Raw genomic sequence first — 26,894 nt, forward strand, 5'->3', positions numbered from 1 at the left:
CGGAATGGACACCAGGGAGCCGTACGCCACCGGGCAGCCGCCGCAGACCGCGGCGCCGCTGCTGGGCGAGCCGCTGCCCATCGAGCTGATGAACACCATCTGGGCGGATCACAAAGGCCGCCATGACGCGCTGGTCGACGGGAGCGACCTCGCGGTCTGGCTGCGCGCGGTGGCCCCGCGGTTCGCCGAGGACACCTTCGCCGGCGGTCCGCCCCTCGGCGGCGAGGAGGGCGCGGCGGAGCGCGAAGTGGCGGGCCTGGTCGAGGAGTTCAGACTGCTGCGGGACGCGCTGCGGCGGCTGGCCGCCGTCTCCACCGAGGACGACCGGCCGAGCGCCTGCACGGACACACCCGACTTCGCCACCGCGATCGAGGCCGTCAACCGGGCCTGCGCGTACGCCCCCGGCTGGTCGTATCTGGCCTGGCCCGAGGGCGGCACCCCGGCCCGCGCCACCCGGTCCGCGCACGACCCGGCCGCCACCGCGCTCTCCACGATCGCCGAGCAGGCCGCCCGGCTCTTCGCCGGGCCGGACCGGGTCGAGCTGCGCGCCTGCCACGCGCCCGGCTGTGTGCTGTACTTCCTGCGCACCCACCCCCGGCGCGAGTGGTGCTCCCCCGGCTGCGGCAACCGGGCCCGGGTCGCCCGCCACTACCAGCGGCACCACGGCCAGGCCGCGCGCTGAACGTCATCGTCGGGCGGCCGGGGTCAGCGGCCCGCGGGCAGCCACCGGCGGGCGGCCCCCCGTCGTCAGGGAGCCGCCCGCCGTCATCCGCTCTGTGCCGTCCGCCCTCAGTGCGCGGCCTTCTCCGCGTCCTCGACGGTGAGTTCGACGTGCTGCGGGTAGAACGCCACATGCCCGGCGATCTCGGCGACCGCGTCGTGCGGTGCCTCGTACGTCCACACCGCGTCGGCGACGTCGCCGTCGGCCGTGGCGAGGGAGAAGTACGAGGCGTCGCCCTTGTACGGGCAGTGCGTCGTGGTGTCGGTCGGCCGCAGCGCGGCCTCGGTGACGTCCGCCCGCGGGATGTACTGGACGGCCGGGTAGTCTGCCTCGCGCAGGGTCAGCGCGCGGGTGGTGTCAGCGACGACCTGGCCGCCGGCCCGTACCACGACCCGGGACGCCGTCGGCTTGACGGTGATGGGGTGATCGGGACCCGGGATCTTGACGGTGCGTTCCATGGGATCTCCCTCAGTAGACCGATCTGTCCAATCCTCCTTCGACCGTAGGCAGATCCGTCCCGCCGGGTCAAGCGCGGCACACCCCTCCCGCCCGGTCCTGCCCGCCCCTCAGCCGAGTCCTGACAGCCCGCGCCGGACCTGGAGCAGGTACTCCTCGCGGTGCAGCGGTGCCAGGCGCGGCGGGGGGTCAGGCGCGGCGGGGGGACTTGCGGTGGGCGCGGAGCCATTCGCGGTTCATCGCGGTGATGGACATCAGCGGGATCCCCTTCGGGCAGGCGGTCGCGCACTCGCCCGCCAGCGTGCAGCCGCCGAAGCCCTCCTCGTCCATCCGGGCCACCATGTCAAGCACCCGTGTCTCGCGCTCGGGCGCGCCCTGCGGAAGGGCGCCGAGGTGGTTGATCTTCGCGGAGGTGAAGAGCATCGCCGAGCCGTTGGGGCAGGCGGCCACGCACGCCCCGCAGCCGATGCACTCGGCGTGCTCGAAGGCCCGGTCCGCGTCGCCCTTGGGCACGGGCGTGGCGTGCGCCTCGGGCGCGGAGCCGGTGGGGACGCTGACGTAGCCGCCGGCCTGGATGATCCGGTCGAAGGCCGACCGGTCGACCACGAGGTCGCGCACCACGGGGAAGGCGCCCGCCCGCCAGGGCTCGACGTCGACGGTGTCGCCGTCGCGGAAGGACCGCATGTGCAGCTGGCAGGCGGTCGTGCGCTCGGGGCCGTGCGCCTCGCCGTTGATGACCACGCCGCACGCCCCGCAGATGCCCTCGCGGCAGTCGTGGTCGAAGGCGACCGGGTCCTCGCCGTCCAGGGTGAGCCGTTCGTTGAGGGTGTCGAGGACTTCCAGGAAGGACATGTCGGGCGAGACGCCGTCCACGTCGTAGGCCGTCATGGCGCCGGGCGCGGCCGTGTCCTTCTGGCGCCAGATGCGCAGGGTGAGCCTCATGCGTAGCTCCGCTGGGTGGGGTGGACGTACTCGAAGACGAGGTCTTCCTTGTGCAGCACGGGCGCGGCGCCGGTGCCGGTGAACTCCCAGGCGGCGGCGTACGCGAACTCCTCGTCGCGCCGCGCGGCCTCGCCGTCGGCGCTCTGCGACTCCTCGCGGAAGTGGCCGCCGCAGGACTCCGCGCGGTGCAGCGCGTCGAGGCAGACCAGCTCGGCGAGTTCGAGGTAGTCCACGACGCGGTTGGCCCGCTCCAGCGACTGGTTGAACTCGGCCTCGATGCCGGGCACCTTGATCCGGCGCCAGAACTCCTCGCGGATCTCGGGGATCCGGGCCAGCGCCTTGCGCAGCCCCTCCTCGTTCCTGGCCATGCCGCAGTGCTCCCACATCAGTTCGCCGATCTCGCGGTGGAAGGAGTCGGCGGTACGGTCGCCGTCGACGCCGACCAGCCGCCGCAGCCGCTCGCGGGTCGCGGTGACGGCCTCGGCCACGGCCGGGTGCGCGGGGTCCACCTCGTCGCCGCGGGGGTGGCGGGCGAGGTAGTCGTTGAGGGTGGCGGGCAGCACGAAGTAGCCGTCGGCCAGCCCCTGCATGAGGGCGGACGCGCCGAGCCGGTTCGCGCCGTGGTCGGAGAAGTTGGCCTCGCCGATCGCGAACAGCCCCGGGAGGGTGGTCTGGAGGTCGTAGTCCACCCACAGGCCGCCCATCGTGTAGTGCACGGCCGGGTAGATCCGCATCGGGACCTCGTACGGGTTCTCGGCGGTGATCCGCTCGTACATCTCGAAGAGGTTGCCGTAGCGCTCCTCGACGGCGCCTCGGCCGAGGCGGGCGATAGCGTCGGCGAAGTCCAGATAGACGCCCTGGCCGCCGGGTCCGACGCCGCGGCCCTCGTCGCAGACGTTCTTCGCGGCGCGCGAGGCGATGTCGCGGGGGACGAGGTTGCCGAAGGAGGGGTAGATCCGCTCCAGGTAGTAGTCGCGCTCGGCCTCGGGGATGTCGGCGGGGCCACGGGTGTCGCCCTTGGCCCTGGGGACCCAGATCCGGCCGTCGTTGCGCAGCGACTCGCTCATCAGGGTGAGTTTGGACTGGTGCTCGCCGGTCCGCGGGATGCAGGTGGGGTGGATCTGGGTGAAGCAGGGGTTGGCGAAGTACGCGCCGCGGCGGTGGGCCCGCCAGATCGCGGTGGCGTTGGAGTTCATGGCGTTGGTCGACAGGTAGAAGACGTTGCCGTAGCCGCCGGTCGCCAGCACCACGGCGTCCGCGACGTGGCTGCTGATCTCGCCGGTGACCAGGTCGCGGGCGACGATGCCGCGGGCCCGCCCGTCGACGACGATCAGGTCGAGCATCTCGGTGCGCGGACGCATCTCGACGTTCCCGGCGGCGATCTGCCGGGACAGTGCCTGGTAGGCGCCGAGCAGGAGCTGCTGCCCGGTCTGGCCGCGCGCGTAGAACGTACGGGAGACCTGGACGCCGCCGAAGGAGCGGGTGTCGAGCAGGCCGCCGTACTCACGGGCGAAGGGCACGCCCTGGGCGACGCACTGGTCGATGATCTCGACCGAGATCTGCGCCAGTCGGTGGACGTTGGACTCGCGGGAGCGGAAGTCGCCGCCCTTGACGGTGTCGTAGAACAGCCGGTGCACGGAGTCGCCGTCGTTGCGGTAGTTCTTGGCCGCGTTGATGCCGCCCTGGGCGGCGATGGAGTGCGCCCGGCGCGGCGAGTCCTGGTAGCAGAACTGGACGACGCGGTAGCCCTGTTCGGCCAGTGTGGCGCCGGCCGAGCCGCCGGCCAGGCCGGTGCCGACGACGATCACGGTGTGCTTGCGGCGGTTGGCGGGGTTGACGAGTTTCGCGGTGAAGCGGCGGGTGTCCCAGCGCTCGGCGATCGGTCCGCCGGGCGCGCGGGTGTCGGCCAGCGGCGCTCCGGTCACGTACTGCGGGTAATCGCTCATGTCGGCTCGCTCAGTTGACGATTCCGCACATGACACTCACCGGCACGGCGATGAAACCGGCCGTCAGTGCCAGCGCGAGGACGTTGGCGGTGGTCTTGAGTACGCGGTCGCGGCCGCGGCTGCCCGCGCCGAGGGTCTGGGCGGCGCTCCAGAAGCCGTGCCTGATGTGCAGGCCCAGCGCGAGCATGGCGACGATGTAGATCACGTCGCCGTACCAGGTGTGGAAGGTCGCCTCGACGTTCTGGTACGGGTGGCCGGGCTGCGCGTTGCGGTTGACGGTGAGCGTGGTGAGGTCGAGCAGGTGCCAGACGATGAACAGGCCGAGGATCACCCCGCCCCAGCGCATGGTCCGGGTGGCGTAGCTGCTGCGGGCCCTGCGGTGCGCGTAGCCGACCGGGCGGGCCCGCAGGTCGCGGCGGCTGAGCTGGTAGGCGCACACGCCGTGCGCCACGGCGGCGGCGGCGAGCAGCACCCGGATGATCCACAGCGCCCACTCGTAGTGCAGGGCCGGCTCGCCGAGGGTGCGCAGCCAGTGCGCGTAGCCGTTGAAGTCGTCGGGGCCGAAGAAGATCTTGAGGTTGCCGAGCATGTGGGCGACCAGGTAGAGCAGCATGAAAAGGCCGCTCACCGCCATGATCGTCTTCTTGCCGACGGAGGAGTCCCACACGGTCCGGGCCAGGGACGGCCGTCGGTCCGTCCGCGTTGCCAGTGCCATGGACACGACGCTAAGGCCCCGGACGACCAGTGGTCCAAGACATGATCAGGCTGGACTCCATAGGCCCTGCCTATCGTGCGAGCCGGGACGGCGTCTTTAAGGTGTAAGGCATGCAGTTCCAGCAGCTGGCGTACTTCGTGGCCGTCGCCGACGCCCGGCACTTCACCCGGGCGGCGGAAGCGGTCCATGTCTCGCAGCCGTCGCTCTCCCAGCAGATCCGGGCGCTGGAGAACGAACTCGGCGCGGCGCTCTTCAGCCGGGCCCGCGGCAACATCACGCTCACCGCCGCAGGGGAGGCGCTGCTGCCGCTGGCCCGGCGCATCCTGGCGGACGCGGAGACCGCCCGGCACGAGGTGCTGGAACTGGCGCAGCTGCGCCGCGGCCGGGTCAGGCTCGGCGCGACGCCGAGCCTGTGCACCGGCCTGCTGCCCGATGTGCTGCGGATCTACCACGACCGGCACCCGGGCGTGCAGTTGCTGATCGAGGAGGGCGGATCGCACGACCTGGTACGGAAGTTGGCGCGGGGCACGCTCGATCTCGCGCTGGTCGTCCTGCCGTTGCCGAGCCCGTCGCCCGCGCTGACCACGGTCGAGCTGTTCCAGGAGGACCTGGTCGTGGTGTCGTCGATCGGGTCCGAGCCGCCGCGCTCGCCGGTGCGGATCGCCGATCTCGAAGGGCGGCCGATGGTGATGTTCCGGCACGGGTACGACCTGCGGGACCTCACCCTGGGGGCGTGCCGGGCGGCGGGCTTCGAGCCGTACTTCACCGTCGAGGGCGGGGAGATGGACGCGGTGCTGGGCTTCGTCCGCGCGGGCCTGGGCATCGGGGTGGTGCCGGGGATGGTCGCGGCCCGGGCCGGGCACGAGCTGCGGGTCACCCCGCTGGCCCGCCCGGGGCTGCGGCGCACGGTCGCGCTGGCCCACCGCAGCGACGTGGCGCCGCCGAGGGCCGCGCGGGTCCTCCAGGAAGTCCTGCTGGCCGCCGCCCGGAGCGCCCCCACGGCCACGGCGGGCTGAGCGGAACCGGCGCCGGCGGCCGTGTCCGGCGCGGGGTCGGGCCGTCACAGGGCGTTCCGACGGCCTGCGGCAAGGCCGTGTTCAACCGGCCGTCGCCCTCGGGCGGGAGTCTGCACGCGTTCCCAGCCCTTGTACCAAGGAGCGACGATGGCCGCACAGTTGGACCCGGACACCGACCCGAGGACCGGCACCCGCACCGACCTGCCGCAGGCATCCGCGAGCGGCGGCATGGACCGCCGTACCGCCGTCGGCCTGCTCGGTACGGCCGGCGCCGCCGCCGTCACGGCGCCGCTGCTGACCGCCGCGCCCGCCTCGGCGTCGTCCCCGGCCGGAGCCCCCGCCTTCCACCCCTCCCCCGACACGGCCGGCGCGCCCCCGGTGCAGGGCCTGCACCTGACCTTCGGCAAGGACCCGGCCACCCAGATGGTGGTGTCCTGGATCACCGACGGCCCGGTCAAGCACCCCCGGGTGCTGTACGGCACGCTCGGCCACGGGCTCGGCTCCAGTGTGCAGGCGCGCACCCGTACGTACACCGACGGCAAGTCCGGCCGTACGGTCCATGTCCACCACGCGCCGCTCACCCGGCTCTCCCCCGGCAAGGAGTACCTCTACCTGGTCCAGCACGACGGCGCCACACCCGACAGCGGCACCTTCAGGACCGCGCCGCGCGGACGGCAGCCGCTGACCTTCACCAGCTTCGGCGACCAGTCGGCGCCGCAGGTGACCTGGACGGCGGCGGGCGCGGTGGGCCTGGACGCCAACTCCACCCCGGCCACCCAGGACATCGTGACCGGCGTCGAGCAGGTCGCGCCGCTCTTCCACCTGCTCAACGGCGACCTGTGCTACGCCAACCTGGATGTCGACCGGGTGCGCACCTGGAACAACTTCTTCACCAACAACAACCGTTCGGCCCGCTTCCGCCCCTGGATGCCCGCCGCGGGCAACCACGAGATCGAGAGCGGCAACGGCCCGATCGGACTCGGCGCCTACCAGACGTACTTCCAGCTCCCGTCGACCGAGAGCGACGCCGAACTCGCGGGCCTGTGGTACGCGTTCACCGCGGGCTCGGTGCGGGTGATCGTGCTGCAGAACGACGACAACTGCCTCCAGGACGGCGGCGACGTCTATGTGCACGGCTACTCCGGCGGACGCCAGCTCGCCTTCCTGGAACGGGAGTTGAAGGCGGCGCGGGCCGACCGCGACATCGACTGGGTGGTCGTGGCCATGCACCAGGTGATGATCAGCTCCACCGACGCCAACGGCTCGGACCTCGGTCTGCGGCAGACGTACGGCCCGCTCTTCGACCGTTACGGAGTGGATCTGGTGGTGTGCGGCCACGAGCACAACTACGAGCGCTCGCTGGCCGTGCGCGGGGTCGTCTCCGGCAGCGAGACGCTCACCCCCCACCCGGTCTCCCGGGCCACCGACGACATCGACACGGGCCTGGGCACCGTGCACATGGTGCTCGGCGGCGGCGGGGTGTCGGGCACCACGAACCAGTCGTTCTTCAAGGACGGCACCGGCAAGGTGATCACCGCGGTCTCGGCCACGGCAGGCGCGGGCGGCAAGCGCACCGCCACCTATGTCACCGAGAAGGCGGTCTGGGCGGGCGTCCGCGACACCGAACACCCCTACGGCTTCGCCGCGTTCACCGTCGACCCGGGCCGCGGCCCCGGCGACACGACGCGCATCCACGTCACGTACTACAACGTGAACAAGCCCGACGGCGAGCTGTCGGTGTTCGAGCGCTTCACGCTGCACCGCAAGCGCTCCGACGGGCACCGCTGAGCGAGGGTACGCACGAGGGGACGCCGGGTGCGCGACCGTAGGCGCGCCCGGCGCCGCCCGGCCGGGTGGGCGGCGCACATACCCGCACGCCCGGCTGTGGGGGACGCCTCCATGACCGGGCGTCCGCGCGGTGTCTATCCTGCTCAGGCCGCCGTACGGTACTGCGGCCGAGCGGCGCGGGGAGCGGCACATGCGGGACTACGAGGACGTGGGCGTCGAGGTCGACGGAGGCCGGCTGGCGGTACGCCGCTGGCCGGGCGCCCCGGGCGCGGGCACGGTGGTCGCCGCGCACGGCATCGCGAGCAACGGGCTGGCCTGGGCCGAGGTCGCCGAGGCACTGGGCGACGTGGAGCTGATCGCACCCGATCTGCGCGGCCGCGGACTGAGCCGCGATGTCGCGGGCGTGTGCGGCATGGAACGGCACGCCGACGACCTGCTGGCGGTGCTCGACCGCTTCGGCCTGGAGCGGGCGGTGCTCGCCGGGCACTCGATGGGCGGCTTCGTCGGCTGTGTCGCGGCCCGCCGCGATCCCGGCCGCTGGAGCGCGCTCGTCCTGGTCGACGGCGGGCTGGGCTTCCCGGTCCCTGCGGACACCGACCTCGACGCGCTGCTGCACGCGGTGATCGGCCCGGCGATGCGCAAGCTGGAGATGGAGTTCCCCGACCGGGCCGCCTACCACGCGTTCTGGGCCGACCACCCGGCCTTCGCCGAGCTGGGCGGACCGGTGGTCGAGGCGTATCTGGACCGCGACCTCGTCGGCGACGAGCCGCTGCTGCGCTCCGCGTGCCGCGCGGCGGCGGTCCGCGAGGACGCCGAGGACGAGCTGCGCCGCCCCGCGGTCTTCGCCGCGATCCACGAACTGACCGTCCCCACCCGGCTGTTGTGGGTCGAACGGGGGCTGGGGAACGAGCCCGTCGGCCTGTACGCGCCCGAGGTGATCGCCGCGAGCGGTCTCGACCGGGAAGGCGTCGCACTGCACTTCGTCCCGGACGTCAACCACTACTCGGTGCTGCTGGGCGCGTCCGGCGCCCGTACCGTCGCCGCGCATCTGGCCGACGCAGTACGCCGTACCCCGGCCCGGGGCTGAAACTGCGGGCCGGGGGGACTCCACGGCTCAGCGCTGCCCGGCGCCCTCGGGCACGAGCAGCGCCGCGCCGGTGGCGGCCCGTACCTCCTCCAGGCCGACGCCCGGGGCGAGTTCGACCAGCCGCAGCCCGTCGGGGGTGACGTCGACGACGGCGAGGTCGGTGACGATCCGGTCCACCACGCGGCGACCGGTGGCGGGCAGCGTCAGCTCCTCGACGATCTTCGGGGAGCCGTCGCGGGCGGTGTGCTCCATCACCACGACGATCCGCCGGGCGCCGTGCACGAGGTCCATGGCGCCGCCCATGCCCTTGACCATCTTGCCGGGGATCATCCAGTTGGCCAGGTCACCGGCGGCCGAGACCTGCATGGCGCCGAGCACGGACACATCGATCCGGCCGGCCCTGACCATGCCGAAGGAGAACGCGGAGTCGAAGTACGCGGCCCCGGGCAGGACGGTCACCGTCTCCTTGCCCGCGTTGATCAGGTCGGGGTGCTCGTCGCCCGCGAGCGGGTAGGGGCCGACGCCGAGGACGCCGTTCTCCGACTGGAGGACGACATGGACGCCCTCGGGCAGATGGCCGGGGATCAGCGTCGGCAGTCCGATGCCGAGGTTGACGTACTGGCCGTCGCGCAGTTCACGGGCGGCGCGGGCGGCGAGCTGGTCGCGGTCGAGGGCCACGGTCACTTCTCCTGGGAGTCGGGGACGGAAGCGGCAAGGGCAGTGGGCACAGTGGGTACGGCGGCGGCCCGGACCGTACGGCGCTCGACGCGCTTGTCGTACGGGCCCGCGGCCACCACCCGGTCGACGTACACCCCGGGCAGATGCACCGCGTCGGGCGGCAACTCGCCCGGTTCCACGATGCGTTCGGCCTCGACCAGGGTGATCCGGCCGGCCGTCGCGCACAGCGGGTTGAAGTTGCGGGCGGCGGCGTGGAAGGCGCAGTTGCCGTGCCGGTCGGCGACCGCGGCCCGCACCAGCGCGAAGTCCGCGGTGATGGCCTCCTCCATGAGATGCCGTACGCCGCCGAAGTCCCTTACCTCCTTGGGCGGTGAGGCCACCGCGACCGAGCCGTCGGGCGCGTACCGCCACGGCAGCCCGCCCTCCTCGACCTGGGTACCGACGCCGGCCGGGGTCCAGAACGCGGGAATGCCCGCCCCACCTGCCCGAAGTCGCTCGGCGAGGGTACCCTGCGGGGTCAGCTCCACCTCAAGCTCGCCCGACAGATAGCGGCGGGCGAACTCCTTGTTCTCGCCGACGTAGGAGGACGTCATCCGCGTGATCCGACCCGCGCCCAGCAGCAGGCCGAGTCCCCAGTCGTCGACCCCGCAGTTGTTCGACACCACGCGCAGATCGCCGGCGCCGGACCGTACCAGCGCGTCGATCAGTGCCGACGGGATGCCGCACAGGCCGAACCCGCCCACGGCGAGCGTCGCGCCGTCCGCGATGTCCGCCACCGCGCGGTCGGCCGAGGCCACCACCTTGTCCATGCGTCCGCCTTCCCCGAAGGGGTCGTGTGTGGGAGAGGGGCCCGACTCACCGGCCGGGCGCGGGGCCCGGCGCACGGCGGGGCCCGGTCCTGCCACCTTTTCGAAGCGGGCATGAGCCCCGCCATGTCCGCCGCCGACATGGCTCCCCGCAGGAGTGCGTGTGCCGCCCACATGTCAGGTTGGGCGGGGCGCTTCTACGGTTTGCCCAATCGTCCACCTCTTCGGGAGCCGTTCACCATGCGCCACAGCAGCAGTACACCGAGCATGTCAAGAAGCAGATCCCTCACCGCGCTCGCGCTGCTGACCGCCGGCGTCATGCTGGCCGGGTGCAGCAAGGCCGGTACCGCGGGCAGTGCGCCCTCGGGCGGCGACAAGGCCAAGTCCGCAGCCGTGAAGGTCGGTCTGGTCTACTCCCGCAGCGGCCCGCTGGCCGCCTACGGCAAGCAGTACCTGGACGGCTTCAACGCCGGGCTCGCCTACGCCACCCACAACACCGGCAAGGCGGCCGGGCACCGGATCGAGGTCATCGAGCAGGACGACACGGGCGACCCGGCGAAGGCGGTCGCCGAGGCCAAGACCCTGATCGGCAAGGGCACGTCGATCATCGCGGGCACCACGGACTCCGGTGTGGCGCTGCAACTCGCGCCCCTGGCCGCGCAGAACCATGTCCTCTACATCGCGGGGCCCGCCGCGACCGACGCGCTGACCGGTCTGAACGCGTACACCTTCCGCTCCGGGCGGCAGTCGTACCAGGACATCCTCACCGCGGGGTCGCTGCTGGGCGACTCCAAGGGCAAGAAGGTCACGGTGCTGACCCAGAACTCGGCCTTCGGGCAGGCGAACGTGGCCGCGGTCAAGGAGGTGCTGGGCGGGCAGGGCGCGAAGGTGGACTCGGTGCTCGCGCCGCCGAGCGCCGGTGACCTGACGCCGTTCGCCCAGCAGGTCAAGGCGAAGAAGCCGGACCTGGTCTTCGTGGCCTGGGCCGGGGCGAGCGCCCCCGCGCTGTGGACGGCGCTTGACCAGCAGGGCGTGGTGACCTCGACGAAGGTCGTCACGGGCCTGGCGGGCACCGCCTCCTACCCGCTGTTCGGCACCGCCGGGTCGAAGATCAACTTCCTGGCGCACTACTTCCCCGGCGCCGCGCACACCTCGGTGGAGACCGCGATGCTCGACGGCATCAAGAAGGCCGGCGGCACCCCCGACCTGTTCAGCCCGGACGGCTTCACCGCCGCGCAGATGATCGTGCACGCCATCGAGGCGGGCAGCCCCACCGACGCGACCGCGATGGCCGACGCCCTGGCCGGCTGGTCGTTCGAGGGCCCCAAGGGCGACGAGCAGATCAGGGCCACCGACCACGCGCTGCTCCAGCCGATGTTCACCGCCAAGCTGAACGGGACCGGTACGGCCGCCGAGCCGGAGCTGATCAACCGGCTGCCGATGGCCTCCGCCGTCCCGCCGCAGAAGTCGATGGCGGGCTGACCGGTGACCCCCGTACTCCGGCTGCGTGACCTGGGGTGGTCGGTCGGCGGCGCGACCATCGTCGAGGATGTCTCCTTCGACGTGCGCGAGGGCGAGTTCCTGGCCTTCATCGGTCCCAACGGCGCCGGCAAGACCTCCCTGTTCAATCTGATCAGCGGCCTCGTACCGGCGAGCCGGGGGTCGATCGCGCTCGACGGCACCGACATCACGGCCGAGGACGTGCCCGCCCGGGCCCGGCGCGGCCTCGGGCGCACGTTCCAGACCTCAAGCCTGTGGCCCGCGATGACCGTGGCCGACCATGTCCGGCTCGCGGCCCAGGCCGCGGCCGGCGGGTCGTACCGGATCTGGCGGCGGGCCCGCTCCTTCTCCGGCCAGGTCGAGCGGGTGCTGGAGCGCACCGGCCTGGCCGGGCGCGCGGACGCCACCGCCGGCGCGCTGTCGCACGGCGAGAAACGCAAGCTCGAACTGGCGGTGCTGCTCGTCGGCGAGCCCCGGCTGATGCTCCTCGACGAGCCGATGGCCGGGGTCAGCGCCGAGGAGGTGCCCGCACTGACCGAACTCATCCGCTCCCTGCACCGCGACGAGGGCCGCACCGTACTCATGGTCGAACACCACATGGACGTCCTGCTGGGCCTGGCCGACCGGCTGGCCGTGATGCACCACGGCACGCTGCTGGCCCTGGACACCCCGCAGGCCGTCACCTCCGACGCCACCGTGCAGCAGGCGTACCTCGGGGAGGCGCTGTGAGCCCCGCGGCGGCCGAACCGCTGCTCGCGGTCCGGGACCTGGCCGTCGTCATCGGCGGCCGGCACATCCTGCACGGCGTGGACCTCGACGTGGCGCCCTCCGGTGTCACCGCGCTGCTCGGCCGCAACGGCGCGGGCAAGACCACGACCGTACGCGGGGTGCTCGGCCTGGTGCCGCGCACCGGAAGCGTGCGGTTCGCGGGCGAGGAGACCGTACGGCTGGCCACCCACACCCTGGTCCGGCGCGGGATCGGCTACGCGCCCGAGGACCGCGGGGTGTTCGCCGCGCTGACGGTGGCGGAGAATCTGCGGCTGGCCGAACGGCCGGGCGCGGGCGAGCCCGCGTACGCGCTGGTGCACGAACTGTTCCCCGAACTCAAGGCCAGGGCCCGGCAGCCCGCGGGCACCCTGTCCGGCGGGCAGCAGCAGATGGTGGCCATCGGCCGCACCCTGCTGGGCGGCAACCGGCTGATCATCGCCGACGAGCCCACCAAGGGCCTGGCCCCCAAGGTCGTCACCGAGGTCGCCCAGGTGCTGGAGCGCGCCGCGCAGGCCGTGCCCGTGCTGCTGGTCGAGCAGAACCTCGCGATGGTACGGCGGCTCGCCGAGCACTGCGTCGTGCTGGCCGACGGCCGCACCGCGCACCGCGGGCCCGCGGCCGACCTGCTCGCCGACGCCGAGGCCACCCGCAGGCTGCTGGGCGTCGGGCGCCGCGAGACCCCGTTCACGAAAGGACCGACCGTGCCACCCCGTTCAGCGGACGCCGCGCCCGCGGCGCACCCCGGCGTCCAGGCCGACCGAGAGGCGGGCGCCTGATGTCCACGGTCGTGCTGCTCGCCGTCACCGGACTGGGCCTGGGCGCCCTGTACTTCCTGGTGGCCTCCGGGCTGTCCCTCATCTTCGGTCTGATGGACGTCCTCAACTTCGCCCACGGCGCCCTGCTGTCGGTCGGCGCCTACGCCACCTGGTGGGCGGCCTCCGGCCATCTGCCGGGCGCGGGCCCGGGCGGCCTCGGCTTCGTGCTCGCGGTGGTCTTCGGCACCGCGGTGGGCACGGTGGCCGCGATGGTGCTCGAACTGGCCCTGATCCGGCCGCTGTACGAGCGGCCGCGCGAGCAGGTGCTCGCCACCGTCGGGGTGGGTCTCGCGGTGCCCGCGCTGCTCTCGGCGATCTGGGGCTCCGACGCCCGGCAGTTCCCCGGGCCGGCCGCGCTGTCCGGCACCTTCGGGCTGCTGGGCGCGCGCATCCCGGTCAACCGGCTGGTGCTGATCGGCGCCGCCGCCGTGGTGCTGGTGGCGCTGCGGCTCTTCCTCGCCCGCACCCGGCACGGCCTGGTGGTACGGGCCGGGGTCGAGGACCGGGCGATGGTCACCGCGCTGGGCATCGACGTGCGCAAGGCGTTCACCCTGGTCTTCGCGATCGGCGGGGCCGCGGCCGCGCTCGGCGGGGCGCTGGGCGGGCTGTACTACGGCTCGGTCGACCCCGCGCAGGGCACCTCGCTGCTGATCTTCGCCTTCGTCGTGGTCGTCATGGGCGGCATGGGCTCGGTCGCGGGCGCCGCGCTGGCGGCCGTCGGGGTCGGCCTGGTCCAGCAGTTCGCCAACTACTACACCACTTCGGGACTCGGCGACCTCGCCGTCGTCGTCCTGCTCGCCGCACTGCTGCTGCTCCGGCCGAGCGGCCTCACCGGGAGGCTCGCATGACCACCGCCACACCGATCCGCGGCACGGCCCGCAAGAGCGCGCCGCCGCCCTCGGAGGCCCGCCGTATCGCCCGCTGGTGGCCGCTGGCCGCCCTGGTGGCGCTGCTCGCGGCGCCGTACAGCTCGCTGCCGCTGCCGGGACTGCTGGACGGCCCGATCGGCAGCGCGGGCAATCTCCAACTGCTCGCCCTGTGCCTGGTGTTCGGCGCGCTCGCCACGGGGTACGACCTGCTGCTCGGCCGGACCGGGCTGCTCTCCTTCGGGCACGCGCTGTACTTCGCGGCGGGCAGCTACGCCACGAACATCCTGATGATCGAGGCCGGACTGCCGTTCGCCGCCTCGGCGGTGCTGGGGCTGCTGGCCGGGATCGCGCTGGCCGCGCTGCTCGGCTCGGTGGCGCTGCGGGTCAGCGGGATCGCCTTCTCGATGGTGACGCTGGCGTTCGCGCAGGCCGGGTCGATCCTGGTGGAGCGCGACCCCGGCGGGGTGACCGGCGGCGAGGAGGGCCGGGCGATCCCGGCGGACAAACTGCCCGGGTCGCTGGCCGGCATCGGCAACACCGTCAATCTGTACTGGATCGCGCTGGCCTATCTCGTGGTGACCGTGCTCGTGGTGCAGTGGGCGGTCCGCTCCCCCACCGGCCGGGTCTGGGAGGGCATCAAGGAGAACGAGCGCCGGGTGGAGGTGCTGGGCCTGCGGCCGTACGGCTTCAAGCTGACCGCCTTCGTCCTGGCCGGCGCGCTGGCGGCGGTCGGCGGCATCGTGCACCTGCTGCTGACCGGCGGCGCGACCCCGCAGACCACGACCTCCGACTTCACCCTGTCGCTGCTGGTGATGGTCGTGCTGGGCGGCTCCGGTTCGCGCTGGGGCCCGCTGGTCGGCGGGGTGCTCTACACCTGGGCCGATCAGCGGCTGGGCGACCTGGCGGGCTCGGGCTCGGTGGCCGGGCTGCCGTCGGTGCTGCGGGTCCCGCTGTCGCAGCCGCTCGTCCTGCTCGGCACGCTGTTCGTGGTCGTGGTGTACGTACTGCCCGGCGGTGTCGTACGGCTCCCCGAACGCCTGCGGGCGGCCCGGCGATCCGACGCCGTGTCACCCTGAGTTTTACCCCGTTTTCCGATGATCTTCGATACTCTTCGGCGGTCATATGGCATATCAATGCCCGTTTCACCCCTGTTAGTCGCGCAAAAATCTCCGATGTTGAACTTATTGACGGGCCGGGTGTCGGCCGAGTTGACTCGCCGACACCTGGGCCGCGCTGTTGCGGCCCTGTCCGGGGAGGCAAGGTTTCATGAACGCGATGACACGTCGGGTGCTCGTAGGAACAGCCGTCGTCTCGATGGCGCTCACCATGGCCGCGTGCGGCAAGGCCGGGGACAAGGACAAGGACAAGGCGTCGGACGGCAAGAAGGGCCAGTCCATCGGACTGCTGCTGCCGGACACCGTGACCGCGCGGTACGAGCGGTTCGACAGGCCGCTGATCGATGCGAAGATCCACGAGCTCTGTGCGGACTGCAAGCTGGAGTACGACAACGCGGGCGCCGACCCGGCGAAGCAGGCCCAGCAGGTCAGCACCATGATCGCCAAGGGTGTGAAGGTGCTCATCCTCGACGCGCAGGACTCGGTGGGCATCCAGTCCTCGGTCCAGGCCGCGGTCGACAAGGGCATCAAGGTCATCGCCTACGACCGTCTCGCGCAGGGCCCGGTCTCGGCGTATGTCTCCTACGACAACGAGAAGGTCGGCGAGCTCCAGGGCCAGGCGCTGCTGGACGCGATGGGCGACAAGGCCACCCCGCAGTCCAAGATCGTCATGATCGACGGCGACCCGGCCGACCCGAACGCCGCCATGTTCAAGGCCGGCGCCCACAAGATCCTCGACGGCAAGGTCGACATCGCCTACGAGCAGTCGGGGCTGTGGAAGGACACCGTCGCCAACCAGAAGGTGACCGCGGCGATCACCCAGCTCGGCGCGAAGAACATCGCCGGCGTCTACTCCGCCAACGACACCATGGCGGGCGGTATCGCCACCGCGCTCAAGGGCGCGGGCATCAATGTCCCGCTGACCGGCCAGGACGCCGACCTCGCCGCGGTCCAGCGGATTCTGACGGGCGTTCAGTCCTCCACGGTCTACAAGGCGTACAAGCCGGAGGCCGAGGCCGCCGCCGAGATCGCGGTCGCCCTGCTCAACGGCAAGGACGTCAAGTCGGTCGCCGACGGCTCGTCCACCAGCGGCTCCGGCCAGGACGTGCCGTCCAAGCTGCTGACCGCCCAGTCGGTGACGAAGGCCAATGTCAAGGACACCGTGCTCAAGGACGGTCTGTACACCCTGGACCAGATCTGCACCGGCGAGTTCGCCCAGGCGTGCAAGGACGCCGGCCTGCAGTAGCCGCCGGGAGCCCGCGGCGGCCCGGCCGAGGACAGTCCGTCCTCAGGCCGGCCGGCCGCGGGTGTCGGAGAGCAGGTGCAGCCGGAGCGCGAGCTGGAGTTCCAGCGCGCGCTCCGGGTCGTTCCAGCCCGCGCCGAGCAGCGCCTGTATCCGGTCGAGCCGCTGCACCACGGTGTTGACGTGCAGATGGAGTTCGTCCTTGGTACGGGTCAGGGTGCCGCCGCAGGCGAAGTAGGCGCCCAGGGTGCGGACCAGTTCGGTGCCGCGCCGGGCGTCGTACTCCAGCAGCGGGCCGAGGGTCGCGCGTACGAAGGTGTCGACGTCCCGGTCGCTGCCCAGCAGCACGCCGAGGAAGCCGAGTTCGACCGCGCTCGCGCCGTCGCCGGTCCGGCCGAGCGACTGGAGGGCCCGCAGACAGCGCAGCGCCTCCTCGTGGGCGTCCGCCAGGGCCCGCGGCCCGCACGCCGGTCCTCCGGCGGCCACCGAGACCGGCGCGCCGACCAGCGGCGTCAGCTGGGCCACGGCGGCCCGTGCGGCCTCGCCCGGCCGGGCGCCCCGGTCCGGGACCAGCAGCACGACCGTGCCCGACTGCTCGGCGCTGATGCCGTCGCTGCCGAAGAGATACTGCCCGGCGGCCCCGGCGAGCTTGTCGTGGAAGTCGGCGGCGGTCTCGGCGACCAGCAGCAGACAGGGCCGGGTCAGGTCCACCCCGAGCCGGCGGCCGCGTACCACCAGTCCGGCCGGGTCGCGGTCGGGGTCCGTGAGCAGGTCGGTGATCAGCTCGCCGCGCACCCGGTTCTCGGTCTCGGCGACCGAGCGGCTGAGCAGGAGCAGCAGCGCGGTGACCACCCCGGCGCGTTCGAACAGCCGACGGTCGGAGTCGTCCAGCCGGCCGCGCCCGTAGAGCACGAGGCTGCCCAGCAGTTCCTGCCCGGCCAGCACCGCGCAGGTCCACCGGCTGTCGCGGAAGACCGCGCGGGCCGCGGCGTGCGAGTCGGCGGCGTGCTTGACCAGTGAGGCGGGTTCGGGGGCGGGCCCGGTGAACTCCTCGCCCCGGCGGCCGACGGCGGCGAGCGTACGGCCCTCGGGGTCGTGGATGGCGATGGCGCCGTCGAGCAGGCCCGCGACGGCCGCGGCCACCTCGGACAGGTCGCCGCCGCGCAGCACCAGGTCGGTGAGGCGGTCGTGGGCCTCCTCGGCGCGCTGCATGGCGGCGGCGTGCTCGCGGATGACGGCGCCGGCCTCGGCCAGGTCGGTGATCGCCCTCGCGGTGTCGATGGCGATGGCGGCGTGCGCGGCCAGCGAGCACAGCAGCGCGACCTCGTCGGGCGAGAACGGGCGGGGGGTGCGGTCGGCGGCGAAGAGCACGCCGATGACATGGCCGCCGCTGTCGCCGGGGCCGCCGCGCCCGCCCAGCAGCAGCGGCACCCCGAGGATGCCGATCAGGCCCTCGTCGAGCACCCCCTCGTCGATCGACCCGGTGTGCCGGAAGCGCTGGTCGGTGCGGTAGTCGGGGGTCGCGTACGGGCGGGAGGTCTGCGCGACCAGGCCGCCGAGCCCGTCGCCGTAGCTGAGCCGCAGGGTCTGGAAGAGCGGTGAGAAGGCCCCGTCGGTGACCCGCATATAGGTGTCGCCGGCCTCCTCGTCGCGCAGGGTGAGGTAGGCGGTGTCGGTGCCGAGCAGCATACGGGCGCGGCGGACGATGGACTGGAGCACGGCGTCCAGGTCGCGCAGCGCGGCCAGGTCGCTCGCGGTGTCGAAGAGCGCGGTCAGCTCGGTCTCGCGGCGGCGGTGCCTGCGCAGTACCCGGCGGATGCGCAGCGCGGTCCCGGTGGCCTGTTCCAGTTCGGACAGCTCCGCGGTGCCCGCTCCCTCGGTACGGGCCCGCGCCGCGAGGGCTCCGTACTCCTCGGCGGGGGCGTCCTCGGCGATGAGTTCGAGGAGCCGGCGCATGTAGGGGGCGATGGAGGCGGGGCTTGCTGACATGGTGGCCACCGTGCGGGGTGTCGGAAACGGGTGCGTGCGGCGGCCGGCGGCCGGCCCCCGCACGGCGGGGTCGTCGGGGTCGTGCCTGGTCAGGTGGGCGAGGCGGCGGCCTCCGTGGCCGCCGACTCTACCGACTCGCCCCGGCCGCGTCCGCTGTCGCGGTGCGGGTTTCCGGGGTACGGCCCCGGGTCCCGCGGGCCGGGCGCGAGAGGGCCGCGGGATCTTTGGCGGCTAGTGCGCGGTCCAGCCGCCGTCCAGGGGCAAGGAGGCGCCGGTGATGTAGCCGGTGTGCGAGGAGCAGAACCACAGGGCGGCGGCGGCCACTTCGGCCGGTTCGATCAGCCGCTTGATGGCGGTCCGCTCCAGCATCACCCGCCTGACCACCTCCTCCTCGGGGATGCCGTGGGCGAGCGCCTGGGCGGCGATCTGGTCCTCCACCAGCGGGGTGCGGACATAGCCGGGGTTGATGCAGTTGCTGGTCACGCCGTGTTCGGCGCCTTCGAGGGCGACGACCTTGCTGAGTCCTTCGAGCGCGTGCTTGGCGACGACGTACGCGGACTTGTAGGGGCTGGCCCGCAGACCGTGCACGGAGGAGATGTTGACCACCCGGCCCCAGCCGCCCTCGTACATGTGCGGCAGGGTGCGGCGCAGGATGCGGAAGGGCGCCTCGACCATCACCCGCTGGATGAGGGCGAACCGCTCCGGCGGGAACTCGTGCAGGGGGGCGACGTGTTGCAGGCCCGCGTTGTTGACGACGATGTCGGCGTCGTCGGGCAGCGCGTCCACGGCCGCGGGGTCGGACAGGTCGGCGACATGGGCGGTGCCGCCGACCTCCTCGGCCACCCGCTCGGCGGCCGCCGCGGCCCGGTCCACCACGTACACGGTGGCACCGGCCTCCGCGAAGGCCAGGGCGCAGGCCCGTCCGATGCCGCTGGCGGCGCCGGTGACCAGGGCGGTCCGCCCGGTCAGAAAACGCGTGCCGGGCGCGGCGGGCGGGGCGGCGTCTGCCGGGGCCTCGGCGGGAGTGCCGGGGCCGGGGCTGTGAGTGCTCTCCATGGCCGCCACGCTAGGAACGTTGCGAGGGCGCGCACACGTGGCCGGTGACCATACTTCCCCCTCCGGTGGTGGCGTCCGCAGCCATGTCGTGGCGGTGGGGGCGGTCGCACCCGGGCGCGGCCGGTGGCGTCGGGGGGGGCTTCACGCGGGGCCCGGGCCCGCAATGGCCGCGGCCGCCACTTCCGGCGCGCGGACGTGGCGGTCCGTCACGTGTCTGCGGTCACGTCGGCGGTTCTACCGTCCGAACGCCACACGGATCCCCCCAGGAGTCACCATGCACCCTTCGTCCCTGTCCCCCGCACCCCAATCCCCCGCACCCCGGTCCCCGGTTCCCGCCGCCCGCCCCCGCCGGCCGCTGCGTGCCGCGTACACGGCCGTACTGTCCGTCCTGACCCTCGTCGCCGCGTGTCTCGGCGCGCTCGCCTTCTCCACCCCGGCGACCGCGGCCGGCCTCACCCAGGTCACGTCCTTCGGCTCCAACCCGGGCAACCTCACGATGTACGCGTACGCCCCGGCGAATCTGCCCGCCGGCGCCCCGGTGGTCGTGGCCATGCACGGCTGCACGCAGACCGCGAGCGACTACTTCGCCAACTCCGGCTGGCAGAAGTACGCCGACCTGTGGGGCTTCGCGCTCGTCCTGCCGCAGACCGGCTCGTCCAACAACTCGCTGAGCTGCTTCAGCTGGTTCGACTCGTCCAAGGACACCCGCGGCAAGGGCGAGGCGGCCTCCGTGGTGTCGATGGTGAGCAAGGCGGTCTCGCAGTACGGGGCCGACAGCCGGCGGGTGTACGTCACCGGGCTCTCGGCGGGCGGCGGCATGACGGCGGATCTGCTCGCCGACTACCCGGACGTGTTCGCGGGCGGATCGGTGGACTCCGGGCTGCCCGCGCAGTGCGCCACCACCCAGGCCGCGGCCTCGCAGTGCCAGTACGGCAGCATGAATCTGACCCCCGCCCAGTGGGGTGACAAGGTCCGGGCGTCCAACCCCGGCTACAGCGGTCCCTGGCCGCGGGTGGCGATCTGGCAGGGTGCCTCGGACTACACGGTCTACCCGGTCAACGCCACCGAACTGCGCGACCAGTGGACGAATGTGTGGGGCATCGGCCAGACCGCGTCCAGCACGCAGTCGCTGCCCGGCGGCACCACGCTGAGCGTCTACAACGACTCCGCGGGCAAGCCGGCGGTCGAGCTGTACCAGATCTCCGGCATGGCGCACGGCCTCGCCGTGGACCCGGGTTCGGCCACCGAGCAGTGCGGCGCGACCGGCGCGTACTACATCAAAACGATCTGCTCCAGCTACTACACCGCCCGCTTCTGGGGCCTGGACGGCTCGCACCCGGGTGACGGCGGGGGTACGGTGACGCTGCCCGCGCCCGCCGGGCTCAAGGTCACCGGCACCACCGACACCACCGCGGCGCTGAGCTGGACCGCCGTCAGTGGCGCCGCGTCCTACAACGTCTACCGCAACGGCGCCAAGACCGGCTCCCCCACCGCGGCCGCGTACACCGACACCGGCCTGACGGCGGGCACCGCGTACACCTACACCGTCACCGCCGTCGACTCCGCCGGCAAGGAGGGACCCGCCTCCGCGGCGGTGACCGCCACGACCACCGCCGGCAGCGGCACCGGGGGCGGCACGGGAGGCGGCACCGGCGGCAGTACCGGGGGCGGCACGGGAGGCACCGGCGGTACCGGCGGCAGCGGGCAGTGCTTCACGGCCAGCAACTACGCCCAGGTCACGGCGGGCCGCGCCTACCAGAGCGGCGGTTACACCTACGCCAACGGCTCCAACCAGAACATGGGCCTGTGGAACCTGTTCGTCACCCACACCCTCAAGGAGACGGGCTCCAACTACTACGTGATCTCCGACAGCGGCTGCTGACCGGACCACACCGGACCACACCGGACCACACCGGACCACACCGGACATCTCCGAGCGCCGGGCTCCCGTACACGGGGCCCGGCGCTCGCGGCTGCGCCGGACAGGTTCCGCCGGGGGCGGTGTTCCGCCGGGCGCCCCTGCGAACCGGTTCAGCTTCCAGTCGCGTCCCTTGTGCTCCACCTCTCACTCCAATGAAACGGAATCGCCATTCCTGATGCCGTATTCTTGACCGGTAACGGAATGGTCGTTCCGGTTCGTTTCCGACAGGTGAACACTCCCCCGGGAAGCAGCCGTTCGAGAATCAGTGTTGAGAAGGAGTCCGATGGCGTCCGAGACCCGGCGCACACACCACCAGGTCACGTTCGCGGTGCTGGCGGCGAGCGTGTCCGCCTACGCGTTGCTCCAGTCCCTGGTCACCCCCGTACTGCCGACGATCCAGGCCGATCTGCACACCAACCAGAACACCGTCACCTGGGTGCTGACGGCGTATCTGCTCTCCGCGTCCATATTCACGCCGATCATGGGCCGCGTCGGCGACATGATCGGCAAGGAGCGCGTCTTCGTGGCGACGCTCGGCGCCCTCGCCGCGGGTTCGCTGCTGGCCGCGCTGGCCACCAACGTCCAGGTCATGATCATCGCCCGGGTCATCCAGGGCATCGGCGGCGGCGTGCTGCCGCTGGCCTTCGGCATCATCAGGGACGAGTTCCCGCGCGAGAAGCTGTCCGGCGCCGTCGGGGCGATCGCCTCGCTGAGCGCGGTCGGCGGCGGTCTGGGCATCGTGCTGGCCGGCCCGATCGTCAACGCGCTGGACTACCACTGGCTCTTCTGGCTGCCGATGATCCTCACCATCGCCGCCGCCGTGGCCGCCCACTTCTTCATCCCCAACTCGCCGGTCCGCACCCCGGGCCGGATCAGCTGGCTGCCCGCGGTACTGCTGTCCGCCTGGCTGGTGGCGCTGCTGGTCGCGCTCAGCCAGGCCCCGGTGTGGGGCTGGGGCTCGGGCAAGGTCATCGGCCTGATCGCGACGGCGGCCGTGCTGGCCGTCGGCTGGGTCGAGGTCGAGCGCAGGTCCGCGACGCCGCTGATCGACATGACGATGATGCGCCGTCCCGCGGTGTGGACCAACAACCTGGTGGCGCTGCTCTTCGGTGTCGGCATGTACGCGGTCTTCGCCTTCCTGCCGGAGTTCGTCCAGACGCCCAAGTCCACCGGCTACGGCTTCGGTCTGAGCATCACCGGCTCCGGGCTGATCCTGCTGCCGATGAGCGTCACGATGTTCCTGGTGGGCATGGGCGCGAGCCGCTTCGCGGCCCGGGTCGGCGGCAAGACCGTCGTCCTGCTCGGCGCGCTGATCGGCACCGCCTCCACGGCGCTGCTGGCCTTCGCGCACACCCAGACCTGGGAGCTGTATCTGGCCACCGCCGTCATGGGCGTCGGCTTCGGGCTGGCCTTCGCGGCCATGTCGACCCTCATCGTGAGCGCGGTGCCGCCGGAGCAGACCGGCGTGGCCAGCGGTATGAACGCCAATATCCGTACGATCGGCGGCTCGATCGGCGCCGCGCTGATGGCCAGTGTGGTCACCGCGAGCCCGGCCGCCGACGGGCTGCCCCGCGAGTCCGGCTACACCAACGGCTTCGCGATGCTGGGCGGCGCGCTGCTCATCGCCGCGCTCGCCGCGGCCCTGATCCCGGCCACCCGGCACACCAGCGTGGTCGCGGCCTCGGACGACGAGCCCGCGCACGCGCAGCTCGCCGTGGTGGCGGGCGGTACGGTCGTCGGGGACAAGTCCGAGTGACCGCACCGGGCGCCGGGCACCTCGCCCCGGCCCGGCGCCCGAACCGCCGCCGCCTGGCCTCCGGGTGACGCGCCTTCGGGCGCGCGCCCGGCCGGGCCGGGCACGGGCCGACCGCCCGCGGACGACCGTACGAGGGCCGAACGGCCGCACCGACCGGGAGTGACGATGACAGCGCGCGACACACAGCACCGGCCGTTGCGGCGCGACGCCGTACGCAACCACCAACTGGTGATGGAGGCCGCCCGCGAGGTGCTCTCGGAGTACGGCACCGACGCGAGCATGGAGCTGATCGCGTCGCGCGCGGGCGTGGGGGTCGGCACGGTCTACCGGCGCTTCCCCAACAAGGAGGCCCTGGTCGACGAGATCGCCGGCGAGATGCTGGCCGAGCTGGTGATCGAGGCCCGCCGGGCGCTGACCCTCCCCGGCGGTACGGGACTTGAAGCCTTTCTGCGGGTCGTCGGCCGGGTGCTCAGCGAGCACCGCGGCTACGCGGACAAGCTGATGGGCCAGTCCAAGGCCGCGTGCGTCGAGCAGTTGCGGGACCTGACCGCCGAACTGCTCGTCCAGGCCCAGGAGTCCGGCCGGATCAAGGCCGGCATCACGCTCGGCGACGTCATGACCCTCGCCTGGGGGCTGCGCGGGGTGGTGGAGACCAGCGGCAAGGTCGCGCCCGAGGCGTGGCAGCGGCACATGGACATCCACCTGGCCGGAATGCGCTCACCGGGCCCGATCAGCGAACACCCGCCGGTCACCCGCGAACAGCTCAACCTGGTCGACGGCCACAAGCGCCGCGGCACGGGCGGTACGGGCGGCGCCGCCGGTACGACGGGTTCCTGACGGAGCGCCACATTCCCAGGAGCCCCAACTTTCACGAGAGTTGGTCTGGACCCCATGCGGTTCAGCGGGCATAGTGGGCCCTGCGCAAGATCAACGGCCGGTCGCAGAGCCGTCCCGTGACACGGAAGAGGACCCCCGCTGTGCGAGTGAGAACCCCGCTCGGCCCGGCCCGCGCCGCCGCCGTCGGCGGTGCTCCCGGCCGCGCGGGTCCGCTCACGGCGAGGGGCCGCGTCGAGGCGCGGTGACCCGAGCGGCCCTCCGGCCGCCGCACCGCGTGAAGACCCCGGTCACCGGGCGTCGTACGCCGAACACCCGGCGCGCGACCCGGTGGCGGGAAGGGGGCTGCAGGGCACCGTACCGGCGTCACATGCCGGTACGGTGCCTCGGCAGACGGAAGTCGGGTGCCGTGTGAGCGCGCGGGCTCGGGTACGAGACACCCGTCCGGGCGGGATCAGCGGCGGGTGCCGCACCCCGGGCAGAAGACCGCACCCGCGGGCAGGTCCGCGTGGCAGGAGCCGCAGGTGTCCTGCTGGGCGAGCTGATGGCCACAGCCCGGACAGAAGGCCGTGCCGTGGGTCTCGGTGCGGCACTGCGGGCAGACCAGCTGGCGGGGGGTGTTCACGTCGAACTGCTCGCCCGCCTGCTGACCGACGCTGTACGCGCGCTCGGCGACCATGTCGTTCAGACCGCGCTGCTGGGCGGCGAGCGCTTCGGCGGCGGTGTCGGGGGCACAGGTCAGGCATATGCCCTGGTCCGCGTTCCAGCAGCGCTGGCACACATAGTTCGTACAGCGCGGGCAGCGGTTGAAGTGGCCCTCCGCGTTGGTGATCGCGCGCTGGAAGGCGGCGTCGCGCGCGTTGCCGTATCCCGCGCCCGCCAGGCCGTCCGCCGCGCTGGTCACGCCGCTGGTGGCGCGTCCGAGCACGCTCCAGGCCGCGTTGGCGCCCTTGCCGACCCAGCTCGCCATCCGCCCGCTGGTGTACGCCTCGAACTTCGAACGCCAGGTGTCCGCACAGCGGTTGCAGGAGAACTCGAACTGGAATCCCGCACCTGTGCCCTGCCGCTCGCACAGATCCCGGTAGTTGTTGCTGAAGTAGATCTCCGCACTCATTGCACGCCTCCCCGAGCGCCCGTTCCGCCGGGCCCCCTGACCCGTCGCCAGACCACCACCGGTAGGGGACGTTCCGCACGTCCGTCCGGTTCCACGAGCCTTCGAGGCTCGTGGGCAGGGAACACTTTCGCATACGCCGGGGCATGCGCGCGCCGTCCGTCCGGAGCGGAACCGGACGGACGGGGTGGGTGGGGCGTGGGGGCCGGGCGGGCGCGGGGCGCCGGGCCCGGGGTGGAGGCGGGCCGGGGCCCGGGATGGGTGCGCGCCGGGGCCCGGGGGTCAGCCCTGGCGGGCCTTGGCGCGCGGGTCCTTGCGGTTGATCACGTAGACCCTGCCGCGGCGGCGCACGACCTGGGCGCCCGGGAGCTTCTTGAGCGAGCGAAGCGAATTGCGGACCTTCATAGGGGGCACCTTTCTGCTCGTACCTGCTCGTAGTCTTTCCTCGCACGCACGACAACCGTGGCGGGCCCGGGTTCATTCCGGGCGGCCGACCGGCGTACGGAGGAGACGGCATGAGTTTCCTGAGTCAACCTCTATGCCGCCAGGGGCGTGTCGGTGGCCGTGTTGATCTTGTAGTTGGCTTGGTGGGTGGCGGGGTCGTAGCAGGTGCCGGTGCGCCAGCAGGCCCATATCACCCGGAGCCAGGATCGGGCGAGGATGCGGACGGCGTGGGGGTGTCGCTTCTTGCGGTTCCGGGCGTCGGTGTAGATCTTGGCGGCCCACTGGCTGCCATGCCGGCTGTTGTCGGCGAAGGTCGTGAGTGCGACGCGGGCTCTGCGGTTGGTCGCGAAGCGGAAGGCGACCGTGCGGGACTTGCCCGAGGCACGGGTGACGGGGACGACACCGGCCTCGGCGATGAGCTGCTCGCAGGTCTGGGCGCGTTCGAGGATCGGGCCGATCTCGCCGATGATCTGGCCGAGGTTGACTTTGCCGATGCGCGGCATGGTGGCGAACAGCGGCGCGTAGGGGTGGGTTTCGACCGCCTCGGCGATGGCCTTGTCCAGGGCACGGATGGTCATGCGTATGCCCTGCACGAGCTGGGCCTGGACGCGCACGAGCTGCCTGACGACGGCTTCGCTGAGGCGGGAGGCCGCCTTCGGGGCCGAACGCAGCCGTTCGATCAGCACCGTGCCGGGCTTGCGGCCGGAGTAGTGGTGGCGCTTGCACCAGGCTTCGAGTCGTCCGGCAGTGAGGTTGGCCGCTGCGGCCGGGGTGGGGTATCGCTCCAGGAACGCGATGGCAATGTCGCTGTCCAGCTCGGCGAAGACGGCCTTGCCGCCGGGCCAGTGCTCGTCCAGCAGCGCGGCGAGCTGGTTGACAGCGGCGACCTTGGCCTCGATGTGGTCGGCACGGGTCCGGGTGAGGGCCTGGAGGTCGAGGGTGGCCTGCTCGGTGGGTTCCAGGCGGGGCAGCAGGTGGCCGTCGGTGCGCAGGTAGTCGGCGAGTTTCATGCTGTCGCCCGCGTCGGTCTTGGCCTTGGAAGCACCCCAGCGCGCTCGCATGGCGTGGAAGGCGTTCGGGTGCACCGGCACGATCGGGTGGCCCGCGGCCAGCAGCCGGTCGACGGCCAGGCCGCGGGTGGTCTCGATCGCGACCGGCAGATTCTGCGGGGCGCCGTGCTGACGCAGCCGTGCCAGGGTCTTGGCGAAGCCCTCCTCGGTGTGGGCCAGTTCCCACCGGTCGATGCGTTTGCCGGACTCGTCCATGACCGTCACGTCATGGGTTTCGCTCGCCCAGTCCCATCCGATGAACACGTGCG

Annotated in this window: 24 protein-coding genes; 13 read left to right on the forward strand and 11 right to left on the reverse strand. The window is 72.5% G+C overall.

What is annotated here, in order from left to right:
• Positions 1-4: 4 nt before the first annotated feature.
• On the forward strand, positions 5-682 hold the full coding sequence (locus OHA30_RS00625; RefSeq protein WP_328911776.1) for a CGNR zinc finger domain-containing protein: 678 nt from the start codon (positions 5-7) through the stop codon (positions 680-682).
• A 107-nt stretch (positions 683-789) separates the two neighbouring features.
• Here OHA30_RS00625 and OHA30_RS00630 read toward each other — a convergent pair whose 3' ends face one another.
• The 4 genes from OHA30_RS00630 to OHA30_RS00645 form a co-directional block, all read right to left on the reverse strand.
• Positions 790-1,179, reverse strand: coding sequence for a DUF427 domain-containing protein (locus tag OHA30_RS00630; RefSeq protein ID WP_328911777.1), 390 nt, complete (start codon positions 1,177-1,179; stop codon positions 790-792).
• A gap of 187 nt (positions 1,180-1,366) precedes the next feature.
• The gene (locus tag OHA30_RS00635) at positions 1,367-2,119 is read right to left on the reverse strand and encodes a succinate dehydrogenase/fumarate reductase iron-sulfur subunit (RefSeq protein WP_328911778.1); all 753 of its coding nucleotides are present in this window, start codon (positions 2,117-2,119) and stop codon (positions 1,367-1,369) included.
• The gene (locus OHA30_RS00640; protein WP_328911779.1) at positions 2,116-4,065 is read right to left on the reverse strand and encodes a fumarate reductase/succinate dehydrogenase flavoprotein subunit; all 1,950 of its coding nucleotides are present in this window, start codon (positions 4,063-4,065) and stop codon (positions 2,116-2,118) included. Before OHA30_RS00640 ends, OHA30_RS00635 begins: the two co-directional genes overlap by 4 nt.
• 10 nt (positions 4,066-4,075) lie before the next feature.
• Positions 4,076-4,780: a succinate dehydrogenase gene (locus tag OHA30_RS00645; protein WP_328911780.1), complete on the reverse strand. Its 705-nt coding sequence runs from the start codon at positions 4,778-4,780 to the stop codon at positions 4,076-4,078.
• Positions 4,781-4,890: 110 nt separating this feature from the next.
• Here OHA30_RS00645 and OHA30_RS00650 point away from each other — a divergent pair, with 110 nt between their 5' ends.
• The 3 genes from OHA30_RS00650 to OHA30_RS00660 all read left to right on the forward strand — a co-directional run bounded on the left by OHA30_RS00650 (position 4,891) and on the right by OHA30_RS00660 (position 8,671).
• Positions 4,891-5,796: a LysR family transcriptional regulator gene (locus tag OHA30_RS00650; RefSeq protein ID WP_328911781.1), complete on the forward strand. Its 906-nt coding sequence runs from the start codon at positions 4,891-4,893 to the stop codon at positions 5,794-5,796.
• 147 nt (positions 5,797-5,943) lie between these two features.
• Positions 5,944-7,584, forward strand: a complete 1,641-nt coding sequence (locus OHA30_RS00655; protein ID WP_328911782.1) for a purple acid phosphatase family protein — start codon at positions 5,944-5,946, stop codon at positions 7,582-7,584.
• Positions 7,585-7,774: 190 nt separating this feature from the next.
• The gene (locus tag OHA30_RS00660; RefSeq protein WP_328911783.1) at positions 7,775-8,671 is read left to right on the forward strand and encodes an alpha/beta hydrolase; all 897 of its coding nucleotides are present in this window, start codon (positions 7,775-7,777) and stop codon (positions 8,669-8,671) included.
• 27 nt (positions 8,672-8,698) lie between these two features.
• Here the strand turns inward: OHA30_RS00660 and OHA30_RS00665 are convergent, their stop codons facing one another.
• A complete protein-coding gene (locus OHA30_RS00665; protein ID WP_328911784.1) occupies positions 8,699-9,349 on the reverse strand; it encodes a CoA transferase subunit B in 651 nt (216 codons plus the stop codon).
• Positions 9,350-9,351: 2 nt separating this feature from the next.
• Positions 9,352-10,158, reverse strand: coding sequence for a CoA transferase subunit A (locus OHA30_RS00670; RefSeq protein WP_328911785.1), 807 nt, complete (start codon positions 10,156-10,158; stop codon positions 9,352-9,354).
• A 237-nt stretch (positions 10,159-10,395) separates the two neighbouring features.
• Here OHA30_RS00670 and OHA30_RS00675 point away from each other — a divergent pair, with 237 nt between their 5' ends.
• The 6 genes from OHA30_RS00675 (at position 10,396) to OHA30_RS00700 (ending at position 16,468) form a co-directional block, all read left to right on the forward strand.
• Positions 10,396-11,637, forward strand: a complete 1,242-nt coding sequence (locus tag OHA30_RS00675) for a substrate-binding domain-containing protein (protein ID WP_405786000.1) — start codon at positions 10,396-10,398, stop codon at positions 11,635-11,637.
• A gap of 3 nt (positions 11,638-11,640) precedes the next feature.
• Complete coding sequence (locus tag OHA30_RS00680) at positions 11,641-12,384, forward strand: ABC transporter ATP-binding protein (protein WP_328911787.1); 744 nt, start codon at positions 11,641-11,643, stop codon at positions 12,382-12,384.
• Positions 12,381-13,199 carry an ABC transporter ATP-binding protein gene (locus tag OHA30_RS00685; protein ID WP_328911788.1) on the forward strand — a complete coding sequence of 273 codons (819 nt, stop codon included), beginning with the start codon at positions 12,381-12,383 and terminating at the stop codon, positions 13,197-13,199. The genes OHA30_RS00680 and OHA30_RS00685 overlap by 4 nt, the downstream gene beginning before the upstream one ends.
• Positions 13,199-14,086, forward strand: coding sequence for a branched-chain amino acid ABC transporter permease (locus OHA30_RS00690; protein ID WP_328911789.1), 888 nt, complete (start codon positions 13,199-13,201; stop codon positions 14,084-14,086). Before OHA30_RS00685 ends, OHA30_RS00690 begins: the two co-directional genes overlap by 1 nt.
• Positions 14,083-15,183 carry a branched-chain amino acid ABC transporter permease gene (locus OHA30_RS00695; RefSeq protein ID WP_328911790.1) on the forward strand — a complete coding sequence of 367 codons (1,101 nt, stop codon included), beginning with the start codon at positions 14,083-14,085 and terminating at the stop codon, positions 15,181-15,183. The genes OHA30_RS00690 and OHA30_RS00695 overlap by 4 nt, the downstream gene beginning before the upstream one ends.
• Before the next feature lie 190 nt (positions 15,184-15,373).
• Positions 15,374-16,468, forward strand: coding sequence for a sugar ABC transporter substrate-binding protein (locus OHA30_RS00700; protein ID WP_328911791.1), 1,095 nt, complete (start codon positions 15,374-15,376; stop codon positions 16,466-16,468).
• A 42-nt stretch (positions 16,469-16,510) separates the two neighbouring features.
• Here the strand turns inward: OHA30_RS00700 and OHA30_RS00705 are convergent, their stop codons facing one another.
• Positions 16,511-18,454, reverse strand: a complete 1,944-nt coding sequence (locus OHA30_RS00705; protein ID WP_328911792.1) for a helix-turn-helix domain-containing protein — start codon at positions 18,452-18,454, stop codon at positions 16,511-16,513.
• Positions 18,455-18,685: 231 nt separating this feature from the next.
• Positions 18,686-19,510, reverse strand: coding sequence for a 3-hydroxybutyrate dehydrogenase (locus OHA30_RS00710; RefSeq protein WP_328911793.1), 825 nt, complete (start codon positions 19,508-19,510; stop codon positions 18,686-18,688).
• A gap of 274 nt (positions 19,511-19,784) precedes the next feature.
• Between OHA30_RS00710 and OHA30_RS00715 the strand changes: the two genes are divergently transcribed.
• The 3 genes from OHA30_RS00715 (at position 19,785) to OHA30_RS00725 (ending at position 24,024) form a co-directional block, all read left to right on the forward strand.
• A complete protein-coding gene (locus tag OHA30_RS00715; RefSeq protein ID WP_328911794.1) occupies positions 19,785-21,392 on the forward strand; it encodes an extracellular catalytic domain type 1 short-chain-length polyhydroxyalkanoate depolymerase in 1,608 nt (535 codons plus the stop codon).
• 322 nt (positions 21,393-21,714) lie between these two features.
• Positions 21,715-23,187, forward strand: a complete 1,473-nt coding sequence (locus OHA30_RS00720; protein ID WP_328911795.1) for an MFS transporter — start codon at positions 21,715-21,717, stop codon at positions 23,185-23,187.
• Positions 23,188-23,352: 165 nt separating this feature from the next.
• Positions 23,353-24,024 carry a TetR/AcrR family transcriptional regulator gene (locus OHA30_RS00725; protein WP_328911796.1) on the forward strand — a complete coding sequence of 224 codons (672 nt, stop codon included), beginning with the start codon at positions 23,353-23,355 and terminating at the stop codon, positions 24,022-24,024.
• A gap of 451 nt (positions 24,025-24,475) precedes the next feature.
• On the opposite strand, the gene OHA30_RS00730 is transcribed toward OHA30_RS00725, so the two are convergent.
• The 3 genes from OHA30_RS00730 to OHA30_RS00740 all read right to left on the reverse strand — a co-directional run bounded on the left by OHA30_RS00730 (position 24,476) and on the right by OHA30_RS00740 (position 26,889).
• Positions 24,476-25,135, reverse strand: a complete 660-nt coding sequence (locus OHA30_RS00730) for a zinc ribbon domain-containing protein (protein ID WP_328911797.1) — start codon at positions 25,133-25,135, stop codon at positions 24,476-24,478.
• A 279-nt stretch (positions 25,136-25,414) separates the two neighbouring features.
• A complete protein-coding gene (gene ykgO, locus OHA30_RS00735; protein WP_328911798.1) occupies positions 25,415-25,537 on the reverse strand; it encodes a type B 50S ribosomal protein L36 in 123 nt (40 codons plus the stop codon).
• Between the two features lie 131 nt (positions 25,538-25,668).
• Positions 25,669-26,889: an IS110 family transposase gene (locus OHA30_RS00740; protein ID WP_328911799.1), complete on the reverse strand. Its 1,221-nt coding sequence runs from the start codon at positions 26,887-26,889 to the stop codon at positions 25,669-25,671.
• Positions 26,890-26,894 lie beyond the last annotated feature (5 nt).

The sequence above is a fragment of the Streptomyces sp. NBC_00223 genome, from assembly GCF_036199905.1.
Taxonomy (GTDB): domain Bacteria; phylum Actinomycetota; class Actinomycetes; order Streptomycetales; family Streptomycetaceae; genus Actinacidiphila.

Excerpts from the sequence above, each read along its gene's own strand:
- OHA30_RS00625 (WP_328911776.1), top strand. The coding sequence starts at position 5 with ATGGACACCAGGGAGCCGTACGCCACCGGGCAGCCGCCGCAGACCGCG.
- OHA30_RS00630 (WP_328911777.1), bottom strand. The coding sequence starts at position 1,179 with ATGGAACGCACCGTCAAGATCCCGGGTCCCGATCACCCCATCACCGTC.
- OHA30_RS00635 (WP_328911778.1), bottom strand. The coding sequence starts at position 2,119 with ATGAGGCTCACCCTGCGCATCTGGCGCCAGAAGGACACGGCCGCGCCC.
- OHA30_RS00640 (WP_328911779.1), bottom strand. The coding sequence starts at position 4,065 with ATGAGCGATTACCCGCAGTACGTGACCGGAGCGCCGCTGGCCGACACC.
- OHA30_RS00645 (WP_328911780.1), bottom strand. The coding sequence starts at position 4,780 with ATGGCACTGGCAACGCGGACGGACCGACGGCCGTCCCTGGCCCGGACC.
- OHA30_RS00650 (WP_328911781.1), top strand. The coding sequence starts at position 4,891 with ATGCAGTTCCAGCAGCTGGCGTACTTCGTGGCCGTCGCCGACGCCCGG.
- OHA30_RS00655 (WP_328911782.1), top strand. The coding sequence starts at position 5,944 with ATGGCCGCACAGTTGGACCCGGACACCGACCCGAGGACCGGCACCCGC.
- OHA30_RS00660 (WP_328911783.1), top strand. The coding sequence starts at position 7,775 with ATGCGGGACTACGAGGACGTGGGCGTCGAGGTCGACGGAGGCCGGCTG.
- OHA30_RS00670 (WP_328911785.1), bottom strand. The coding sequence starts at position 10,158 with ATGGACAAGGTGGTGGCCTCGGCCGACCGCGCGGTGGCGGACATCGCG.
- OHA30_RS00675 (WP_405786000.1), top strand. The coding sequence starts at position 10,396 with ATGCGCCACAGCAGCAGTACACCGAGCATGTCAAGAAGCAGATCCCTC.
- OHA30_RS00690 (WP_328911789.1), top strand. The coding sequence starts at position 13,199 with ATGTCCACGGTCGTGCTGCTCGCCGTCACCGGACTGGGCCTGGGCGCC.
- OHA30_RS00695 (WP_328911790.1), top strand. The coding sequence starts at position 14,083 with ATGACCACCGCCACACCGATCCGCGGCACGGCCCGCAAGAGCGCGCCG.
- OHA30_RS00700 (WP_328911791.1), top strand. The coding sequence starts at position 15,374 with ATGAACGCGATGACACGTCGGGTGCTCGTAGGAACAGCCGTCGTCTCG.
- OHA30_RS00705 (WP_328911792.1), bottom strand. The coding sequence starts at position 18,454 with ATGTCAGCAAGCCCCGCCTCCATCGCCCCCTACATGCGCCGGCTCCTC.
- OHA30_RS00710 (WP_328911793.1), bottom strand. The coding sequence starts at position 19,510 with ATGGAGAGCACTCACAGCCCCGGCCCCGGCACTCCCGCCGAGGCCCCG.
- OHA30_RS00715 (WP_328911794.1), top strand. The coding sequence starts at position 19,785 with ATGCACCCTTCGTCCCTGTCCCCCGCACCCCAATCCCCCGCACCCCGG.
- OHA30_RS00720 (WP_328911795.1), top strand. The coding sequence starts at position 21,715 with ATGGCGTCCGAGACCCGGCGCACACACCACCAGGTCACGTTCGCGGTG.
- OHA30_RS00725 (WP_328911796.1), top strand. The coding sequence starts at position 23,353 with ATGACAGCGCGCGACACACAGCACCGGCCGTTGCGGCGCGACGCCGTA.
- OHA30_RS00730 (WP_328911797.1), bottom strand. The coding sequence starts at position 25,135 with ATGAGTGCGGAGATCTACTTCAGCAACAACTACCGGGATCTGTGCGAG.
- ykgO (WP_328911798.1), bottom strand. The coding sequence starts at position 25,537 with ATGAAGGTCCGCAATTCGCTTCGCTCGCTCAAGAAGCTCCCGGGCGCC.